The sequence below is a fragment of the Lysinibacillus sp. UGB7 genome, from assembly GCF_049058285.1.
Taxonomy (GTDB): domain Bacteria; phylum Bacillota; class Bacilli; order Bacillales_A; family Planococcaceae; genus Lysinibacillus; species Lysinibacillus sphaericus_B.
The window spans coordinates 12,196-27,931 of record NZ_JBMGUV010000024.1; the positions used below are offsets into that span (position 1 = coordinate 12,196).

A 15,736-nucleotide genomic window follows, 5' to 3' on the forward strand; every position below is an offset into this window, starting at 1 on the left:
GTCTACAAGTCGTATTTAGTGATGACTTGTAGGCGTTTTTTATCTTCATTCAGCTATCATGTACCAAAAAAAGTCTAAGCGAATATTGATTTAGAAATGAGAAACACACTCTATGAAACTAGAAGGTGTTTAGTATGGGATCTTCATTCAAACGTTATGTGATCGGTAAACCTTTGAAATCCGATGCACTCGGGGAGCAAAAGCTTAGTAAAACAAAGGCGCTTGCCATTTTATCTTCTGATGCATTGTCATCAGTAGCGTATGGACCAGAGCAAATTTTACTAGTGCTTATGACAGTAAGTACTGTGGCTTTTTGGTATTCTTTACCGATTGCGGCCGGGGTGGTAGTACTGCTTGTGGCACTCATTTTATCATATCGTCAGGTTATTTTTGCCTATCCACACGGTGGTGGAGCATATGTAGTTTCTCGGGAAAATTTAGGTGTCAATGCAGGACTTGTAGCGGGGGGTTCACTACTCGTCGATTATATATTAACCGTTGCAGTAAGCGTATCTGCAGGAACAGATGCCATTACTTCGGCCTTCCCAAGTTTGCATGCATATAACGTAGTCATTGCCGTGTTCTTTGTTATTTGCTTAACGCTGTTAAATTTACGTGGTGTTACAGAATCTGCAACAATTTTAGCTTACCCTGTATATCTATTTGTTGCAGTAATGCTTATGTTAATTGGGATAGGGGTTTATAATGTGGCAAGCGGGCAAGTACCAGCAGATTTGCATCCAAAAGTAGGTACACCAGTTGCGGGGATTAGCTTGTTTCTATTATTAAAGGCATTTGCCTCAGGCAGTTCGGCTTTGACAGGTGTAGAAGCAATCTCTAATGCCATACCGAACTTTAAAAATCCTGCTCCGAAAAATGCAGCGAAAACGTTACTAGCAATGGGAGGTATTTTAGCGGTGCTGTTCATTGGCATCGTGAGTCTTGCCTACTTCTATGGAGTGGCACCAAATGCACAGGCAACAGTCGTGTCACAAATTGCAGAGGCGAGTGTTGAGCGCAATGTATTTTACTATATTGTGCAAGGAACAACAGCAATGATATTAGTGCTTGCTGCCAACACGGGTTATTCAGCTTTTCCGTTACTTGCTGTAAATTTATCGAAGGACGGTTTTATCCCAAGAATATTCCAAATTCGTGGGGATCGACTTGGCTATTCGAATGGGATTTTGATGCTTGGTGTCGCAGCAATTGTGTTAATTATTTTGTTTGATGGGGCGACAGAGCATTTAATTCCACTTTATGCAGTGGGTGTTTTTATCCCATTTACATTAGCACAGACGGGTATGATGCGAAAATGGTGGCGCGAAAAGTCAAGTGGCTGGATTGCGAGATTTACCGTAAATACAATTGGTGCAGCCATTTCTTTTATTGTTGCAATGATGTTTTTCGTGACAAAATTAACCCAAGTATGGCCAGTATTTATCTTTTTACCGATCATTATTTGGCTGTTTCATCGTATTAAGCTACATTATGATGCAGTGGGGGAACAGCTTCGATTAGATCATGTAGCATTACCAAATGTAGAGGGCAATGTCTTCATTGTACCTGTTGCGGGTATTACAAAAGTGGTGGAAAATTCATTACACTACGCGCAGTCTTTGAAGGTCGAAAAAATTATTGCTTTCTATGTGGCGTTCAATCAAGCAGACGCAAAAGCTTTTGAAGAGAAATGGAAAGCTTGGCAACCAGATGTGCGGATTGTAACGTACTATTCACAGTATCGTAGCATTACGCAACCATTGAAAAAGTTTATCGACAAGGTGGAACATCAATATGCGAAGACTGGTTACCAAGTTACGGTTGTCATTCCGCAATTTTTACCGAAAAAAGGCTGGCATCATATGCTGCATAACCAATCGAGTCTATTAATTCGCACCTCACTGTTATTTCACAGAAATGTCGTCATTATGACAGTACCTTTCCATTTATCAAAATAATGACTAGCAAGGTCGAAAATAGTCTGATATAATCAGGACATTGATGTGAAACACGAACGTTCACTATCAAAAACAGCTGGAATACCAGTTAATTCCGAAAATTTACAATAATCCTATTATAAATATTCATACTGAATGCACGAAATGGCTATTTATAATAAGGACATTCTTACAGCTTAATACTATTTCACTCATATAATAGCGAGAATAGGGCTCGCGAGTTTCTACCGATTTACCGTAAATGAATCGACTATGGGTAGCAATATTTTAGGAAACCTCATACAAATGGTGAGCCGTTTTTCTAATTGTTTCGACGTTTTCGCGCTGAACGCTTTGCTCCACTCATAGATGAATGGAACCAAAGTATTCAGCGTTTTTTTCTATTATTATAAGAAAGAAGGATTTAAAGGAAATGAAGTTATTACATGACAAAATTATGCAAGAAGGTAAAGTTCTTTCTTCATCTGTATTAAAAGTAGATTCGTTTTTAAATCATCAAATCGACCCACAGCTTATGAAAGAAATTGGACATGAGTTTGCCAATCGCTTCTCTGACCAAATTATTACGAAAGTGCTAACGATTGAATCTTCGGGTATTGCACCATCTGTAATGCTGGGACTTGAAATTGGCGCTCCAGTTGTATTTGCTCGCAAACGTAAATCTTTAACATTATCAGATAATCTTTATTCTTCCAAAGTACACTCTTTCACAAAAAATGAAACAAACGATATTTCCGTCTCACGTAGTTTCTTAAACGCAGACGATAATGTCTTAATCGTTGATGACTTCCTTGCAAACGGTGAAGCGGTGAAAGGATTATTAGATATCGCAGCTCAAGCAGGTGCAAATGTTGTTGGCGTTGGTATTGTGATTGAAAAGGGCTTCCAAGACGGCGGAAAATTATTACGTGAACAAGGAATTCGCGTGGAATCTTTAGCAATTGTGAATTCTCTAGAGGATGGCAAAGTAACATTTGCGGAGGCTCGCGCGTAATGAATAACTTTAAAGCAACGACGCTTGCAGTTCAACACTTACTTGCGATGTATGCGGGTGCCATTTTAGTACCACTTATTATCGGTGGGGCACTTGGCTTTGATGCTAAACAAATGACGTATTTAGTGGCGATTGACATTATGATGTGTGGTATCGCAACACTTTTACAAGTTTATTCTGGTAAGTTTATCGGTATTGGTTTACCTGTAGTACTGGGTTGTACGTTTACAGCAGTTAGCCCAATTATTGCCATCGGTACAAATCCGGAGCAAGGAATTACAGATATTTATGGTTCGATTATTGCTTCTGGTTTAATTGTGGTAGTGATTGCTGGCTTCTTTGGTAAGCTAGTGAAATTCTTCCCTCCAGTGGTAACAGGTTCTGTTGTATCGATTATTGGTATCTCATTATTGCCAGTTGCATTGAACAATATGGCGGGTGGACCAGATGCACCAGATTTCGCATCAGGTTCTAATGTTGCTTTAGCGTTTATTACTTTAGTAATTATTTTAGTTGTTTATCGTTTCTCAACAGGCTTCGTCCGTGCCATTTCCATTCTAATCGGATTAGTTGCAGGAACAGTCTTAGGTATATTCATGGGTAAAGTTGACTTTAGTCCTGTTTCAGATGCAGGTGTCTTGCACATGGTACAGCCATTCTACTTTGGCATGCCAACATTCGATGCAACCGCAATCCTTACAATGACGCTCGTAGCGATGGTTTCTTTAGTAGAGTCATCAGGGGTTTATTTTGCACTTAGCGATATTTGCAATAAAAAACTAGATTCTAAAGATCTAGCACGCGGTTATCGTTCTGAAGGTCTTGCTTCTGTTATTGGAGGTATTTTCAATGCCTTCCCATATACAACATTCTCACAAAACGTAGGACTTACGCGTATGTCAGGCGTAAAAGATCGCAAAGTCATTTACCTAACAGGTGCTTTTCTTGTAGCACTTGGCTTCCTACCAAAAATCGCAGCGTTAACAACAATCATTCCAATACCCGTACTTGGTGCGGCGATGCTTGCAATGTTCGGTATGGTTATTACACAAGGTATGGGTATGTTGGTACCTGTTATGAATGAGTCAGCGGAAAATGCCATGATTGCCGCGATTGCAGTTGGTCTTGGTGTTGGTGTATCTGTTGTTCCAGATATCTTTGCATCACTGCCACCAGGCGTAGCGATTTTAACTTCAAACGGTATCGTATGTGGTTCTGTTACAGCGATTATCCTGAACATTTTATTTAACATGATTGGTCCAAAACATAAAAATGACCCGATGCAGGGGTAATTATAGCGGTAAAGAAAAAATGCCACCTCCTTTTATCTTTTTAGATATAGGGAGGTGGCATTTTTATAATCTACAATGTTTATTCTGAAACATTGCTGGCATCACTTAATGAGAGTTTTAGTTTCTGGAGCCCATTCACAAATGATGTGTTATCAAGTGCTATGAAAATGGCTTACTATCATAAATGAGTTAGAAGACACACTAGAATGGAAAGTGAATGAATTTCAAACAATAATTAAAATATCACGGACATGTTTACAGGATGCTCTTTCAATGACTTTTGGGCAACAATTCAAAGCAAACCTGATGTTTAATAAAAAGCAAAAGAGGGAATTGTTAAATCTACAACAAGATTGCTTAACTATTGTAATTGGTGCTAGCTACTGCTGTTGGCGGAGGCATCTAAAACTAATTCTACAATTCAAGAAATAGTTATCAAAAAAGGTTTATTAAGCAAAGAATCCGCATATAATCTATTAAACCCTATTAATTTAGTCAATATAAATATATAAGAGTAGAACTGATAGTAATTTTAAAAGTAAATATATGTTTTTAAGGCGTATTCACTATTAAATGCGACCTTGTCATTACTAGTTAATTATTGATAGGAAATATGTAATTTTAAAAAAATGAAAGGTTTTGAAAATGCAGAATATATTGCTGATTTTATTACTACAACTAATCTATGTGCCTTTTTTAACATTACGCACAATATTCTTAGTTAAAAATGTGACGTTACTTGCAGCGATGTTTGGAATGCTAGAAATGTTAATCTATGTGTTTGGTCTTTCGCTTGTATTTAATGGGGATCAAAGTATTTTAGCAATGATTGTTTATGCAGTTGGTTTTGGTTTGGGCATTTTTGTTGGGGCAAAAATTGAACGCAAACTTGCAATTGGCTATGTCTATACGACAATCAATACACAAAATAAAAACGAAGACCTAGTTAAATTGTTACGTAATGAAGGTTTTGCAGTAACGATTTACGTTGGAGAGGGCAGAGACAGTAATCGTTATAAATATGAAATTTTGACGAAGCGAAATCGCGAGGTAGAGCTGTTTCAATTAGTAGAACAACTTGAACCGAATGCATTTATTATTTCATACGAGCCGAAATCATTTAAAGGCGGTTTTCTGCTCGACAGAGTTAGAGCCAAAATTAAATAAGTTTCCCTATTTGGGCGGGCTAAGCACAATAATTTATAACAGTCTCATACTAGATAATGACCTCTGTCGTGTAGACAGAGGTTAAAAAATTTCACAGGACATTTATGTACATGATAACGAATTACCGTTCCATTTAAATCTTAGCAAAATCATATCGTGAAAGAGTCTTGATGTTATTTTGGTTGAATTTGCTAAAGGTTGTGCAACGTATATACATAGTAGCCATTCTCAGGTCTGTCGTACTCACCTTAATTTCTTTCATTACTTCTTTTCAAACTGCTCTGGTGAAAAAGGTTTCTTTCCATGATCCACTCGGTCTTGATTCCGCTCTTCTTGACGTTTCGCCTCAGCGCGCGTTTCCTTGCGCACGATTTTCTTTTCTAATTTCTGCTTGTTCGCACTAGCTTTCACATGTATCGAATCAATAAAGACATGGTCAGCGCTCCATAATCCTTGATGGTAATTTCATTTAAGATGCGATAGAAAATGTGTTCAAATATAGCTGAGTCTTGAAATCGACGTTCTTTTTTACCGATAGACGTACACTAGTTGATTGGAGTGCAGGCGGCGACTTCTGCGGGAACAGTTTGTTTTCAGTCTTTTTTTTCAAATAGAAGACTCTATATGAATCCGTTATTTTCCGCTATGGTGGACGCTTTTCGCCGGCATGGCTTCAGTCTCCTCATCGCTACGCCAGTTCATGCTAAAATGAGCTGTTTTGTTTCATTCACTCCGAAACTGTTACTAGATCTTCAAATTTCTCTTCTACCCAAGTTTTGAACAGTTCATAGTCTGCATAAACGATTTCCTTGTAGCGCATTGCTTGTAAAATAGTACTTTCAATAAAGACGTTGCGCTCTTTACCGATAGCGTTTAAAATTTCATGCTCACTATGGTAGGTAAAAACATCGGAATAATCGATATCAGCCCGTGCGTGAATTTTTGCTGCGATACGTCCCATAGTCGATGTTGTGACAAAATAATCCTCTAGGTCTTTGTAATTTTTAGGCTTGACCTTTTTCTTATAAGGTGAGCGCTCACGAATATAATATTCTTGCCCATCCATCGTAACATAAGATAAATGGGGGTCCTCTAGGTGATGCATGGCCTTTTGGGTACCGACAACACGTGCACCTTGATGCTCATACTTTGCCCAGAATGCCTCATTGTACGGCATGAAGTAAGCAGGAATCGCCGTACGTACTTCCTTCATTTCAAGCACTAAATCTTCTACTCCTAGAGCGTCTGTCTCACCATCTACCAAAATATAATAGCGTTTTAAACCAATGGATGCAGTCCCTGAGCCATGTTTAATGGCGATATCTTTAATCACATAGTTTGATAGCACATTAGAAATCGCAGAATGTTCATCTTCAGATACAGGCTGCACCTCTTCATTCCAGAGGAAAACACGCTGTCCGTCATCGTTAATGCTCGTTATATCCTGTAAAAAATGAGACCGTTGACGGTTCTCAAGCTTTTTTATGACCTTTTTGATTGGTCCCTTAGTGTTGTCCTTTGTAAATGTCAGTGTTAGAGGATCGTCTTGTTTACGCTGGAATCGTTTTAATTGATCCATATAGCCTTGTAGAAAATGATGCATGGACATTTTTTGAGCCGCAATATGTAAGCCTTGCTCCTCGAGATATAGGGCAATACTAACGCTCATACGAACAACATCGTATAAATAAGAGCCAACATAGCCCTCATCAAAATCGTTGACATCAAAAACGATAGCCCCTGTTTCATTTTGGAACGCACCAAAGTTGTCCATATGCATATCACCTTGAATCCACGTGGGCCTCACATCGGCTGTATGGAAGATGGACGGCATTTTCGTGACATCAAAATAAAATAAATAGGCACTTCCTCGGAAAAAACGAAATGGACTTTCTCGCATTTTACGATATTTCTCTAAACGTTGTTCCTCATTTAGTCCCATACGTTGAACATCAAACTCTTCAAATATTGTTTCTAGTTGTTCTTTTCGTAAAAATATCCGTGTGTGCTTTACTTGCTCAAGTAGGGCATGCTCCATCAAGATTCCTCTTTTCATAATATTGGTATTTTACAGTATTATACGTGCCATTATAGACGAAAGTTTCGTTGGATTAAAAGTTATTTTTGCATGTAGTAAAGTCTAAAACATGTTCAATTCCATTCTTTCATAATATAGTACATGCTCAGTGCTCGGAGGGAGGTTGTATGCTTTTTTTAAAGAAGGGCTTGGTCATCATTATCGGTAGTATTTCTTTATCGTTAGGAATCAATTTATTCTTAACCCCTTATGAAATCTTAGATGGAGGAGTTGTGGGATTAGCTTTAATTTTACACTATTTATATAAACTAAAAATTGGCTTGATGATTATCATTTTAAGTATTCCAATTTTTATCATTGCTTGGTTTAAATATAGGTCTTACTTCTATAATAGTGTGCACGGATTAATCTGCTCTTCTTTTATCATTGATTTGTTAAAGCCTGTTCGAAACCTGATTGAAATCGATGCAGTCTATAGTGCGATTTTAGGAGGGATTCTTGTTGGTTTTGGTATTGGCTTGATGCTCCGATTTCAGACAAGCACTGGTGGAACGGATCTTATAGCTCAGTTTCTATGCGATAAAACAGGCATCAATGTTGGCGTACTCATCTTCTTTATCGATTCAATTGTTATTGTATTTGGGGGGCTCCTTTTGTCCTCTAGTACATTATTACTTTCTATTATTACTGTTCTAGTAGTTGGGATTACCACGAGTATTGTTACGAGCAATAATCATCACTAGGGACTAAAAAATAGCTTCAGCAAGCTGAAACTATTTTACATCGACGTAGAAAAGTGTATTTGATTATTACCGAGAACTGTTTATCATACGCTTTTTTGGATAGGCGGGTTTAATCTCTGCGATTAGAATCGCTAGTAAAATGAGTGCTGCGCCAACAATCATACGACCGGTTAACACTTCATGTAAAAATAATACCGATAATACCATACCGAAAAAAGATTCGGTCGAAAGAATAATGGCTGCCTTTGTAGCGGTGGTATATTGATTTGCCACATTTTGAAAAAGGTAAGCAATCGTAGTTGAAAAAATGGCTAAATAGACAATTGAATAGATGGCTTCTTTTTCAAGTGTTGCTGGTATTTCACCTGTACTGATTACCACCAAAATTCCTATGAACGATGCTGTTATGAATTGAATAATTGTGAGTGCAATGGCATCTTCCTTTTGAACGAAAAGATTTGTACAAAAAATATCAAAAGCAAAGGCAACTGCGCATGCTAATGATAAAATGTCGCCGATATTCATGATCATAGATCCTTGTAATGACAAACAACCTATCCCTACGGCAGCCATAATTGAGCCAATTATTTCATAGCCATCAATACGTCGTTTATAAACTGCATAGGCAATGATAGGTACAATGATGACGTTAACAGCGGTTAAAAAGGCATTTTTAGAGGGTGTTGTATATTGTAAACCAACTGTTTGAAGAGCAAAGGCAATATACAATATGGTGCCTAATAGAACGCCTTTCCATATAACTGATTTTGTAGCCTTTTTTAATCTGTATCCAAATAAAAGCGTGAGTATAATCGAAGCTAATAAGAATCTTCCTGCCATCACTTGATACGCTGTTAAATATTCTAACGCAATGGCAGTAATGACAAATCCACTTCCCCAAACAATTGCAGTAATAAGTAGCATACCATCAGCTATGTAGTGTTTCATCTTTCTTCCTCCTGACTTAAATAAGAATAGCATGTGAAGAAAGAAAATAATTTGACTGTAATTCTAAACATTCAGGCGTTTTTTTGTACTTATTCCAAAGCTACCGTTCATTCTTCAACTTTGCTATGTAGTAAGTACAATTTAACGGCTGTCGATAAGCGTTCATAAAAAACATAATCATTTTCTAATGGTGCTATTAACTGACGTATTTTCGTCATGCGATAGCGAATGGTGTTTGGATGACAGTAGTGTGCAACGGCTACTTCTTTAATGTTGCCTTTTTTAATAACAAAGGTTATAGCTGTGTTCATTAAATCAGGGTCTACCTTACTTTCTAGTAGGGGGCCTAAGTAATTGCTTACATAATTTATAACAAAGGGTGTGTCCTTACGATACAATTCAATAAGCAGACAATCAGAAGCGAGATTTTTGTAATGACAAGTAGGAGTCATTTCAATTTCTGCCATCATACGAGAAAAGAAGGCTTCTCGAACGGCAAGATGAAGTTCTGTTTGTGTTACGTGAACGTCACTATAACCTATGGTGATACCCTCTGTTGAAATATCATACATTGTAAGCCATTCGTTCAGTAGTTTTTCAAATTGAAGCAGCTGAGAGTGATTGGTCATTAGGATAAAAATACTTTTTTTATAAGTACATACAATGCCAGATTTCAATAGGGGCTCTAAGTTAAAAAAAGGTTGCATCCATTGATTATTTGCCGTTTGCTTCATTTGAATATTTGCTACGAACACATACTTTTCAAAAGCTTTATTCATTTGTTGTAGAAAGGATTTTATTTGTTCGTCGGAGACATCTTCGTCAATTAGACGCCTCATAATTGTTGCTATAATGAATGTATAATCTTGTGTTTTTGCATAGGCCATTGTTTCTAAAATGATTTTTTCAAAAAATTCATCTCCACCAAACCGTAATATCGGGAAATGATGTTCTTCTGCCAAAGCTAGTACTTCATCGGGCAAATCTTTATAAATAACGGGTTTATAGGCTAAAGCACTAGCTTCTAGTTGGATCAGACTTTTAACCGCATTCAATAAATATTCTGGCTCTTGTTTTGCAAATAATAAACTGCTTAGAACAACGCTATTAGGTGTGAAAATCGTTTCTCTAACAGTTTGAATATCAGGTGAAAATTCAAAATCTAGAATTTCAACGTTTTGGACAGGTTTATGTAATCCATTGCTACCAGCAATAACTGTAAAATCCTTTGTAATAGGTAGTTGCAAAAAGTTTTTTACGTTCATTAGAGGATCTAGCAACCTTTCTGGTAATTGATTTGAGTTAAATAGTTTATATACTTATTATAAAATCTATTATCACTTAAATACTATGTTATATTTTTAATTCTCTAATTAATGAATTTTTTCATCTCGATGACCATTGGTAGGGATTACTGGAACTTTCCTTACAGTGAAATAAATAACCGCCCACGAATGGACGGCTACGTAGTATCTACTATTTAAATGTTAGCGAATATATTAGGCTTTCTGTTTTTCATGGGGTTCGTTTGTTCAATTGCATAACCAACGTTCAGGATACGGCCTTCTTTAAAGGCTGGTCCAATGATTTGTAGACCAACAGGCAAGTTCCCTTTGAAACCACAAGGAACAGAGAGAGCCGGTAAACCTGTTAAGTTACTTGGGCCAGTAAAACGAATAATATTGTCAATTAAATCTACTTTTTCGCCATTTAGTTCGGCAAAATCATCACCGATACTACTAGCTACAACAGGCAATGTTGGGGTAATCATGACATCAACCTGATTGAAAATTTGAGTGAATTCTTGCTTGATTTGTCTACGTACCTGTTGAGCCTGTAAATAATCAACAGCAGACGGTAATTCACCAAGTTCAAATAAAAGACGGATATCATCCCCGAAATCTTGTGGTCTCTTCAGTAAGTCTGAGTGATGGATAGCAGCTGCCTCCGAAAGGGAAGTAATGAGCTCAGCCCATTCGGCATACTGTAAGGATGGGATTTTTACAACCTCAACCCTTGCTCCTTGGTCAACTAAACTTTGAATGCTTGTACGAACAGCACGATCCACATCTGAATCTACACGATTGAAGAAATAATCCTCATTAACACCGATGACTAAATCTTTAACATTGCCTGTAAGCTGTTGCACATAATTATCAGTCGGTACATCAACGCATGTTGGGTCGCGATGATCAAAGCCTGAAATAATCTCAAGCATACCCGCAGCGTCTTTAACAGTCTTTGTCATTGGACCAATGTGATCTAAACTCCAAGCAAGCGGGTAACAGCCGTATTTACTAACACGACCGTGAGTAGGCTTTAAGCCAACAATTCCACATGCGGATGAAGGGATTCGAATCGAACCTGCTGTATCTGTACCTAATGAAGCTACGCTAGCTCCTGCCGCAACAGCCGCGCCAGAGCCTCCACTAGATCCACCAGGGATTTTATCTAAATCCCACGGGTTCCGTACAGGTCCGTAATGAGGATTATTATTTGTAATACCCCAAGCATACTCATGCATACTCAATTTTCCTGTGAAAATGACACCCGCATCACGGAGCTTTTCCACAACAGTCGCATCATAATGTGACACAAAATCCTTATGAATTTTCGAGGACATCGTTGTTATTTTATCTTTAAAGTATAGATTGTCTTTTAATGCCATTGGAATGCCATGGTACATGCCTCGATATTGGCCATTTAAAATTTCTTTTTCTGCTTCTTTAGCATTAGCTAAAGCTTCATCGTGATAAAAAGCCATGTAAGCATTAATCTTTGGCTGGCTTTCCTCAGCAAAATGTAAAATTGCCTTCGTCAGTTCGACGGGAGAGAGGGTTTTATTTTCAATTAAGGGTGCCAATTCTTCTACAGATTTCAAATGTAAATCAGTTGTCAATATGGTCACCTCCAGGTATGTTGCGAATAGCGATATCCGCGTCATCAATAGCAATGCCCTCTAAATTGCTGCGAAGTGATTGCATGCCTTCCCATCGTGTTTTAAGTAGCTCAAGGTGTTCAGATTTTGCTTCAATTCCTTTGTTCTCCAATAGTTGTTGAATAGACAAACTCATTAACATGATCCTCCCTTGATAATAATTTTTCCCGCTTTAACGGTCAGTAAGACGTCCACCATGAGAACGAGTAAACGAGGTGGTCGATCAACTGACCGTAAAAGCCCGATTGGTTCAACTACCAATCAGTGGGGATGAAGAAACCCCCACTGATTGAAGTTTCACTTTATCCCGCTTTAACGGTCAGTAAGACGTCCACCATGAGAACGAGTAAACGAGGTGGTCGATCAACTGACCGTAAAAGCCCGATTGGTTCAACTACCAATCAGTGGGGATGAAGAAACCCCCACTGATTGAAATTTCACTTTATCCCGCTTTAACGGTCAGTAAGGCGCCCACCTAAAATGACGGTGGTTGATCAACTGACCGTAAAAGCCCGATTGGTTCAACTACCAATCAGTGGTTTGAAGAAACCCCCACTGATTGAAATTTCACTTTATCTAAATAGGTTTACCCTATAAAGAACAAAATTGATGAACTATTCATGTTTTACTAGATGAAACACATATTCTTATAAAAGGTAATAAAATACTATTATTACAAGCATACACTATCCGCAAATTATATCAAATAAATAGAATGTCATAGAATGTATTTTATGTAAATTTTACTATGTATGAGGGGAGCGGATGGATTATTTTTATTGTAGCGACTGCAATGCCTTGCTTTGTTAGCAGTATGGTCACTAGCTCTTTTTACATACTATTCACAGTACGTTTACAATGAAAGCGTACAATAGCTATTAATAACCAATGTAAGAGGTGCCAGAATGGAGTCTGTTGTGAGACAAAGCATAAGAACAAGCAATTTATATTCTTATATAAAGTATTTATATGGCCAGCATCAAAATAATGCTTTATATATGAAACGATTAAAAGCATTGAAAAAGATTATCCAGAACAAGGATTTACATACGTATTTTCAACCTATTGTCGATTTACAAACAAAGCAAACGATGGGATTCGAGGCGTTAAATCGACCAGAGACTTCGGATTTGTTTAGCAGTGTCGACCAGTTTTATGAGTTTGTTGGACAAACAGACTGTGTTTTTTTATTTGAATGCTTTTGTCGTAATCTCTCATTACAGCGTTTCAAGGAACGATTGCATGGCGATATGATGGACAAAGATTTTATGATTTTCCTTAATATTCATCCAAATGTATTACTCGATAAAAAGTATCATAGTGGTGAAACATTTCAATTATTAAAGGAGCTTGGCATAAAACCGCAACAGGTTGTTTTTGAGTTGACGGAGCGTAGCGCAGTAATAGATTTCGTAGAATTTGAACGTGTATTATCAAATTACCGTTCACAGGGCTATCGAATTGCGGTGGATGATATGGGCTCTGGCTACAATAGCTTAAAAACGCTTATTTATTTAAAGCCAGAATTCATCAAGCTGGATCGTTCGCTAATTCATTTTATCGATAAGAACAGCGAACAGCAGCAGCTTGTCACATTGTTAATGAAGTATGCTGTACAAGCTGAAACAAAAATTATTGCAGAGGGCATTGAACGTCAAGAGGAGCTCGAATATTTACATCAAATGGGCATCCATTATGCACAAGGATACGCGATAGGGAAGCCCGCAAAGGACATACATTTGGGGAAAATAAGGGTGGGTGACCATGAAAATAGGGGAAGTCATAGAGAACGTTCCTTGTATTGATGAATATGTGAAAAATAAAGAGGTAGATTTGCTTTTTACAAGTAATCCGTCGTTGCGTAGTGTTGTGGTAGTGCAGGAAGGTAGACCAATTGGACATATTACACGCACACATTTCTATCAAAAAATTGGGACACGTTATGGCTATAATTTATTTATGGGTCGGCAAAATCAGCTAATTATTAAAGATGATCCACTAATTGTCGACCGTTTTACACCTATTACGGAAGTAAGTACAGAAGCGATGCGCCGACGAGCAGAAGATTTATATGACGATGTGATTGTGACAAAAGACGATTATTTCTTTGGTGTTGTCAGTATTCGAGAACTATTATTAAAGTTGGTAGAAACACAGGTAGCCATAGCAAGTTTTTTAAATCCCCTTAGTAGTTTACCTGGCAATAAATTAATTGATGACAAGTTAGAAGAGACTTTGCATTTTCAGCAATACAGTCTCATTTATTTTGATTTAGATCATTTTAAATCCTATAATGACACCTATGGTTTTAATAAGGGCGATAAAGTTCTGTGTTATTTGACGGATATCTTGAAAAAGAATATTGCAGGAGTAAACGATTTTCTAGGGCATATTGGCGGCAATGATTTTGTGGCCATTCTACCACATTATGAGGTGAAGGCGATTTGTCAAAGGATAATCGACGAATTTGATTCGCAAATTTTAGGATTTTACGACCTTGAAGATATTGTACAGTTACAAATTCCAAATAGATTAGGTAAACTAGAGCCTTTCACTTGTACTTCACTTTCTATTGCAATCATTACAAATGAACATCGGCAATTTGATTCCGTTGAACAATTATCAGATGCAGTCACACGCATAAAAAAAGAATGTAAGAAAATCTCAGGAAGCTGTTATCTTATCAATGAACAAGAAGCCTACCTCATCCATTAAAAGAGGTAGGTTTCTTGTTTTGTACTAAGCATAAAAAAGTTGAGTTGATTTTATAAAAAATCTCGTGGAATTAGTAAGCACTCCAGTCAGCATCAGCAGCTATTGCTACACCGTAGATGAGTCCAGAATCCTCAGAAGCCAGGAATAGTGCAATATTGGCGATATCTGAATCTTGTCCTGCTTTTGGCATTAAGGTTACGCCACACAGGTTGCTCCATTCCGAACGGATCTACGTTGTCATCGTTGCTGTGAGGCCTGTTGCTACGTGACCTGGCGCAACGGCATAGCAACGAATATTTTGTGGGCTGTAGTGAGAGGCGATATTTTTTGCCATGCCAACAACAGCATGTTTAGCAGTATTATAGGCTAGGCAGCACGTTCACCTGTTAAACCAGCGATTGATGGCCGTATTGACAATCATTTCGCCACCATTTTCCATAAACACTGGTAAGGCTTGGCGAATAGCACGCATCAACCCTGTAACGTTTGTCCATAATGCATTGCCAGACCATATCGTCCGCATTTGTAGCTACGTGTATATTGTCACCAACTCCTGCATTTTTGACTAAAATATCTATACGACCAAAATGAGCAACTGCATCCACCATCATTTTTGCACATCTTTTTCTGTAGCTACGTTACTTTCACACCAAAAGCTTCATAACCAGCTTCGATAATTTCAGCAACCTTTGTAAGTACTTTCATTGAAATCTGCAATGACAACTTTTGCACCTTCTTGTGCATATTTACGTGCGATTTCTTTGCCGATACCTTCACCACTATCTGAAATAATAGCTACTTTATGTTGTAATTTCCCCATGAAATTCTTCACTGGAAAAAAGTTTAGCATTAGTAAATTCATTGTATGGCGTTTTAAGGGCATAATCAAAGAAAAGAACGCCTACCAATGCGGGAATTTATTAAACTGAATAAAACATACTTG

The 15,736-nt window shown here is 37.7% G+C and carries 15 protein-coding genes, 2 pseudogenes and 1 riboswitch; of the genes and pseudogenes, 8 read left to right on the forward strand and 9 right to left on the reverse strand.

The window, feature by feature from the left end; translation table 11 throughout:
- The first annotated feature begins 134 nt into the window (after window positions 1–134).
- The 5 genes from ACOMCU_RS19170 to ACOMCU_RS19190 all read left to right on the forward strand — a co-directional run bounded on the left by ACOMCU_RS19170 (window position 135) and on the right by ACOMCU_RS19190 (window position 5,411).
- A complete protein-coding gene (locus ACOMCU_RS19170) occupies window positions 135–1,958 on the forward strand; it encodes an APC family permease (protein WP_010857644.1) in 1,824 nt (607 codons plus the stop codon).
- A 171-nt stretch (window positions 1,959–2,129) separates the two neighbouring features.
- Window positions 2,130–2,231, forward strand: a riboswitch (purine riboswitch).
- A gap of 139 nt (window positions 2,232–2,370) precedes the next feature.
- Window positions 2,371–2,952: a xanthine phosphoribosyltransferase gene (locus ACOMCU_RS19175; protein ID WP_421051078.1), complete on the forward strand. Its 582-nt coding sequence runs from the start codon at window positions 2,371–2,373 to the stop codon at window positions 2,950–2,952.
- The gene (locus ACOMCU_RS19180; RefSeq protein WP_010857646.1) at window positions 2,952–4,244 is read left to right on the forward strand and encodes a nucleobase:cation symporter-2 family protein; all 1,293 of its coding nucleotides are present in this window, start codon (window positions 2,952–2,954) and stop codon (window positions 4,242–4,244) included. Before ACOMCU_RS19175 ends, ACOMCU_RS19180 begins: the two co-directional genes overlap by 1 nt.
- A 180-nt stretch (window positions 4,245–4,424) precedes the next feature.
- Window positions 4,425–4,676, forward strand: a complete 252-nt coding sequence (locus ACOMCU_RS19185; RefSeq protein ID WP_419185157.1) for a lyase family protein — start codon at window positions 4,425–4,427, stop codon at window positions 4,674–4,676.
- 213 nt (window positions 4,677–4,889) lie between these two features.
- Entirely contained in the window at window positions 4,890–5,411 is a 522-nt protein-coding gene (locus ACOMCU_RS19190) for a DUF2179 domain-containing protein (protein WP_010857647.1), read from the forward strand.
- Between the two features lie 212 nt (window positions 5,412–5,623).
- Here the strand turns inward: ACOMCU_RS19190 and ACOMCU_RS19195 are convergent.
- Window positions 5,624–5,932 (reverse strand): annotated as a pseudogene (locus ACOMCU_RS19195) (IS5/IS1182 family transposase); the annotation flags it as partial.
- A 206-nt stretch (window positions 5,933–6,138) separates the two neighbouring features.
- Window positions 6,139–7,449, reverse strand: a complete 1,311-nt coding sequence (locus ACOMCU_RS19200) for a DUF2252 domain-containing protein (protein WP_421051079.1) — start codon at window positions 7,447–7,449, stop codon at window positions 6,139–6,141.
- Between the two features lie 167 nt (window positions 7,450–7,616).
- Between ACOMCU_RS19200 and ACOMCU_RS19205 the strand changes: the two genes are divergently transcribed.
- Window positions 7,617–8,192 carry a YitT family protein gene (locus tag ACOMCU_RS19205; protein WP_010857649.1) on the forward strand — a complete coding sequence of 192 codons (576 nt, stop codon included), beginning with the start codon at window positions 7,617–7,619 and terminating at the stop codon, window positions 8,190–8,192.
- A gap of 66 nt (window positions 8,193–8,258) precedes the next feature.
- Here the strand turns inward: ACOMCU_RS19205 and ACOMCU_RS19210 are convergent, their stop codons facing one another.
- The 4 genes from ACOMCU_RS19210 to ACOMCU_RS19225 all read right to left on the reverse strand — a co-directional run bounded on the left by ACOMCU_RS19210 (window position 8,259) and on the right by ACOMCU_RS19225 (window position 12,214).
- Complete coding sequence (locus ACOMCU_RS19210) at window positions 8,259–9,140, reverse strand: DMT family transporter (protein ID WP_421051080.1); 882 nt, start codon at window positions 9,138–9,140, stop codon at window positions 8,259–8,261.
- A gap of 107 nt (window positions 9,141–9,247) precedes the next feature.
- Window positions 9,248–10,405 carry a PucR family transcriptional regulator ligand-binding domain-containing protein gene (locus ACOMCU_RS19215; protein ID WP_421051081.1) on the reverse strand — a complete coding sequence of 386 codons (1,158 nt, stop codon included), beginning with the start codon at window positions 10,403–10,405 and terminating at the stop codon, window positions 9,248–9,250.
- A gap of 215 nt (window positions 10,406–10,620) precedes the next feature.
- Window positions 10,621–12,039 carry an amidase gene (locus ACOMCU_RS19220; RefSeq protein ID WP_421051082.1) on the reverse strand — a complete coding sequence of 473 codons (1,419 nt, stop codon included), beginning with the start codon at window positions 12,037–12,039 and terminating at the stop codon, window positions 10,621–10,623.
- Entirely contained in the window at window positions 12,029–12,214 is a 186-nt protein-coding gene (locus ACOMCU_RS19225; RefSeq protein ID WP_010857653.1) for a hypothetical protein, read from the reverse strand. The genes ACOMCU_RS19220 and ACOMCU_RS19225 overlap by 11 nt, the downstream gene beginning before the upstream one ends.
- Before the next feature lie 769 nt (window positions 12,215–12,983).
- Between ACOMCU_RS19225 and ACOMCU_RS19230 the strand changes: the two genes are divergently transcribed.
- Window positions 12,984–13,883, forward strand: a complete 900-nt coding sequence (locus tag ACOMCU_RS19230; protein ID WP_421051083.1) for an EAL domain-containing protein — start codon at window positions 12,984–12,986, stop codon at window positions 13,881–13,883.
- Window positions 13,843–14,793: a GGDEF domain-containing protein gene (locus ACOMCU_RS19235; RefSeq protein WP_421051085.1), complete on the forward strand. Its 951-nt coding sequence runs from the start codon at window positions 13,843–13,845 to the stop codon at window positions 14,791–14,793. Before ACOMCU_RS19230 ends, ACOMCU_RS19235 begins: the two co-directional genes overlap by 41 nt.
- A 229-nt stretch (window positions 14,794–15,022) precedes the next feature.
- On the opposite strand, the pseudogene ACOMCU_RS19240 reads toward ACOMCU_RS19235, so the two are convergent.
- The 3 genes and pseudogenes from ACOMCU_RS19240 to ACOMCU_RS19250 form a co-directional block, all read right to left on the reverse strand.
- Window positions 15,023–15,151: pseudogene (locus tag ACOMCU_RS19240) on the reverse strand (SDR family oxidoreductase); the annotation flags it as partial.
- Window positions 15,152–15,172: 21 nt separating this feature from the next.
- Window positions 15,173–15,316, reverse strand: a complete 144-nt coding sequence (locus ACOMCU_RS19245; RefSeq protein ID WP_155242362.1) for a hypothetical protein — start codon at window positions 15,314–15,316, stop codon at window positions 15,173–15,175.
- A gap of 156 nt (window positions 15,317–15,472) precedes the next feature.
- Complete coding sequence (locus tag ACOMCU_RS19250) at window positions 15,473–15,613, reverse strand: SDR family NAD(P)-dependent oxidoreductase (protein WP_155242363.1); 141 nt, start codon at window positions 15,611–15,613, stop codon at window positions 15,473–15,475.
- Between the last annotated feature and the right edge of the window lie 123 nt (window positions 15,614–15,736).

Bases quoted from the DNA above. Each gene is read 5' to 3' on its own strand.
- ACOMCU_RS19245 (WP_155242362.1), bottom strand. From the start codon at position 15,316: ATGCGGACGATATGGTCTGGCAATGCATTATGGACAAACGTTACAGGG.
- ACOMCU_RS19215 (WP_421051081.1), bottom strand. From the start codon at position 10,405: ATGAACGTAAAAAACTTTTTGCAACTACCTATTACAAAGGATTTTACA.
- ACOMCU_RS19230 (WP_421051083.1), top strand. From the start codon at position 12,984: ATGGAGTCTGTTGTGAGACAAAGCATAAGAACAAGCAATTTATATTCT.
- ACOMCU_RS19180 (WP_010857646.1), top strand. From the start codon at position 2,952: ATGAATAACTTTAAAGCAACGACGCTTGCAGTTCAACACTTACTTGCG.
- ACOMCU_RS19225 (WP_010857653.1), bottom strand. From the start codon at position 12,214: ATGAGTTTGTCTATTCAACAACTATTGGAGAACAAAGGAATTGAAGCA.
- ACOMCU_RS19200 (WP_421051079.1), bottom strand. From the start codon at position 7,449: ATGGAGCATGCCCTACTTGAGCAAGTAAAGCACACACGGATATTTTTA.
- ACOMCU_RS19205 (WP_010857649.1), top strand. From the start codon at position 7,617: ATGCTTTTTTTAAAGAAGGGCTTGGTCATCATTATCGGTAGTATTTCT.
- ACOMCU_RS19175 (WP_421051078.1), top strand. From the start codon at position 2,371: ATGAAGTTATTACATGACAAAATTATGCAAGAAGGTAAAGTTCTTTCT.
- ACOMCU_RS19235 (WP_421051085.1), top strand. From the start codon at position 13,843: ATGAAAATAGGGGAAGTCATAGAGAACGTTCCTTGTATTGATGAATAT.
- ACOMCU_RS19250 (WP_155242363.1), bottom strand. From the start codon at position 15,613: ATGGGGAAATTACAACATAAAGTAGCTATTATTTCAGATAGTGGTGAA.
- ACOMCU_RS19190 (WP_010857647.1), top strand. From the start codon at position 4,890: ATGCAGAATATATTGCTGATTTTATTACTACAACTAATCTATGTGCCT.
- ACOMCU_RS19170 (WP_010857644.1), top strand. From the start codon at position 135: ATGGGATCTTCATTCAAACGTTATGTGATCGGTAAACCTTTGAAATCC.
- ACOMCU_RS19210 (WP_421051080.1), bottom strand. From the start codon at position 9,140: ATGAAACACTACATAGCTGATGGTATGCTACTTATTACTGCAATTGTT.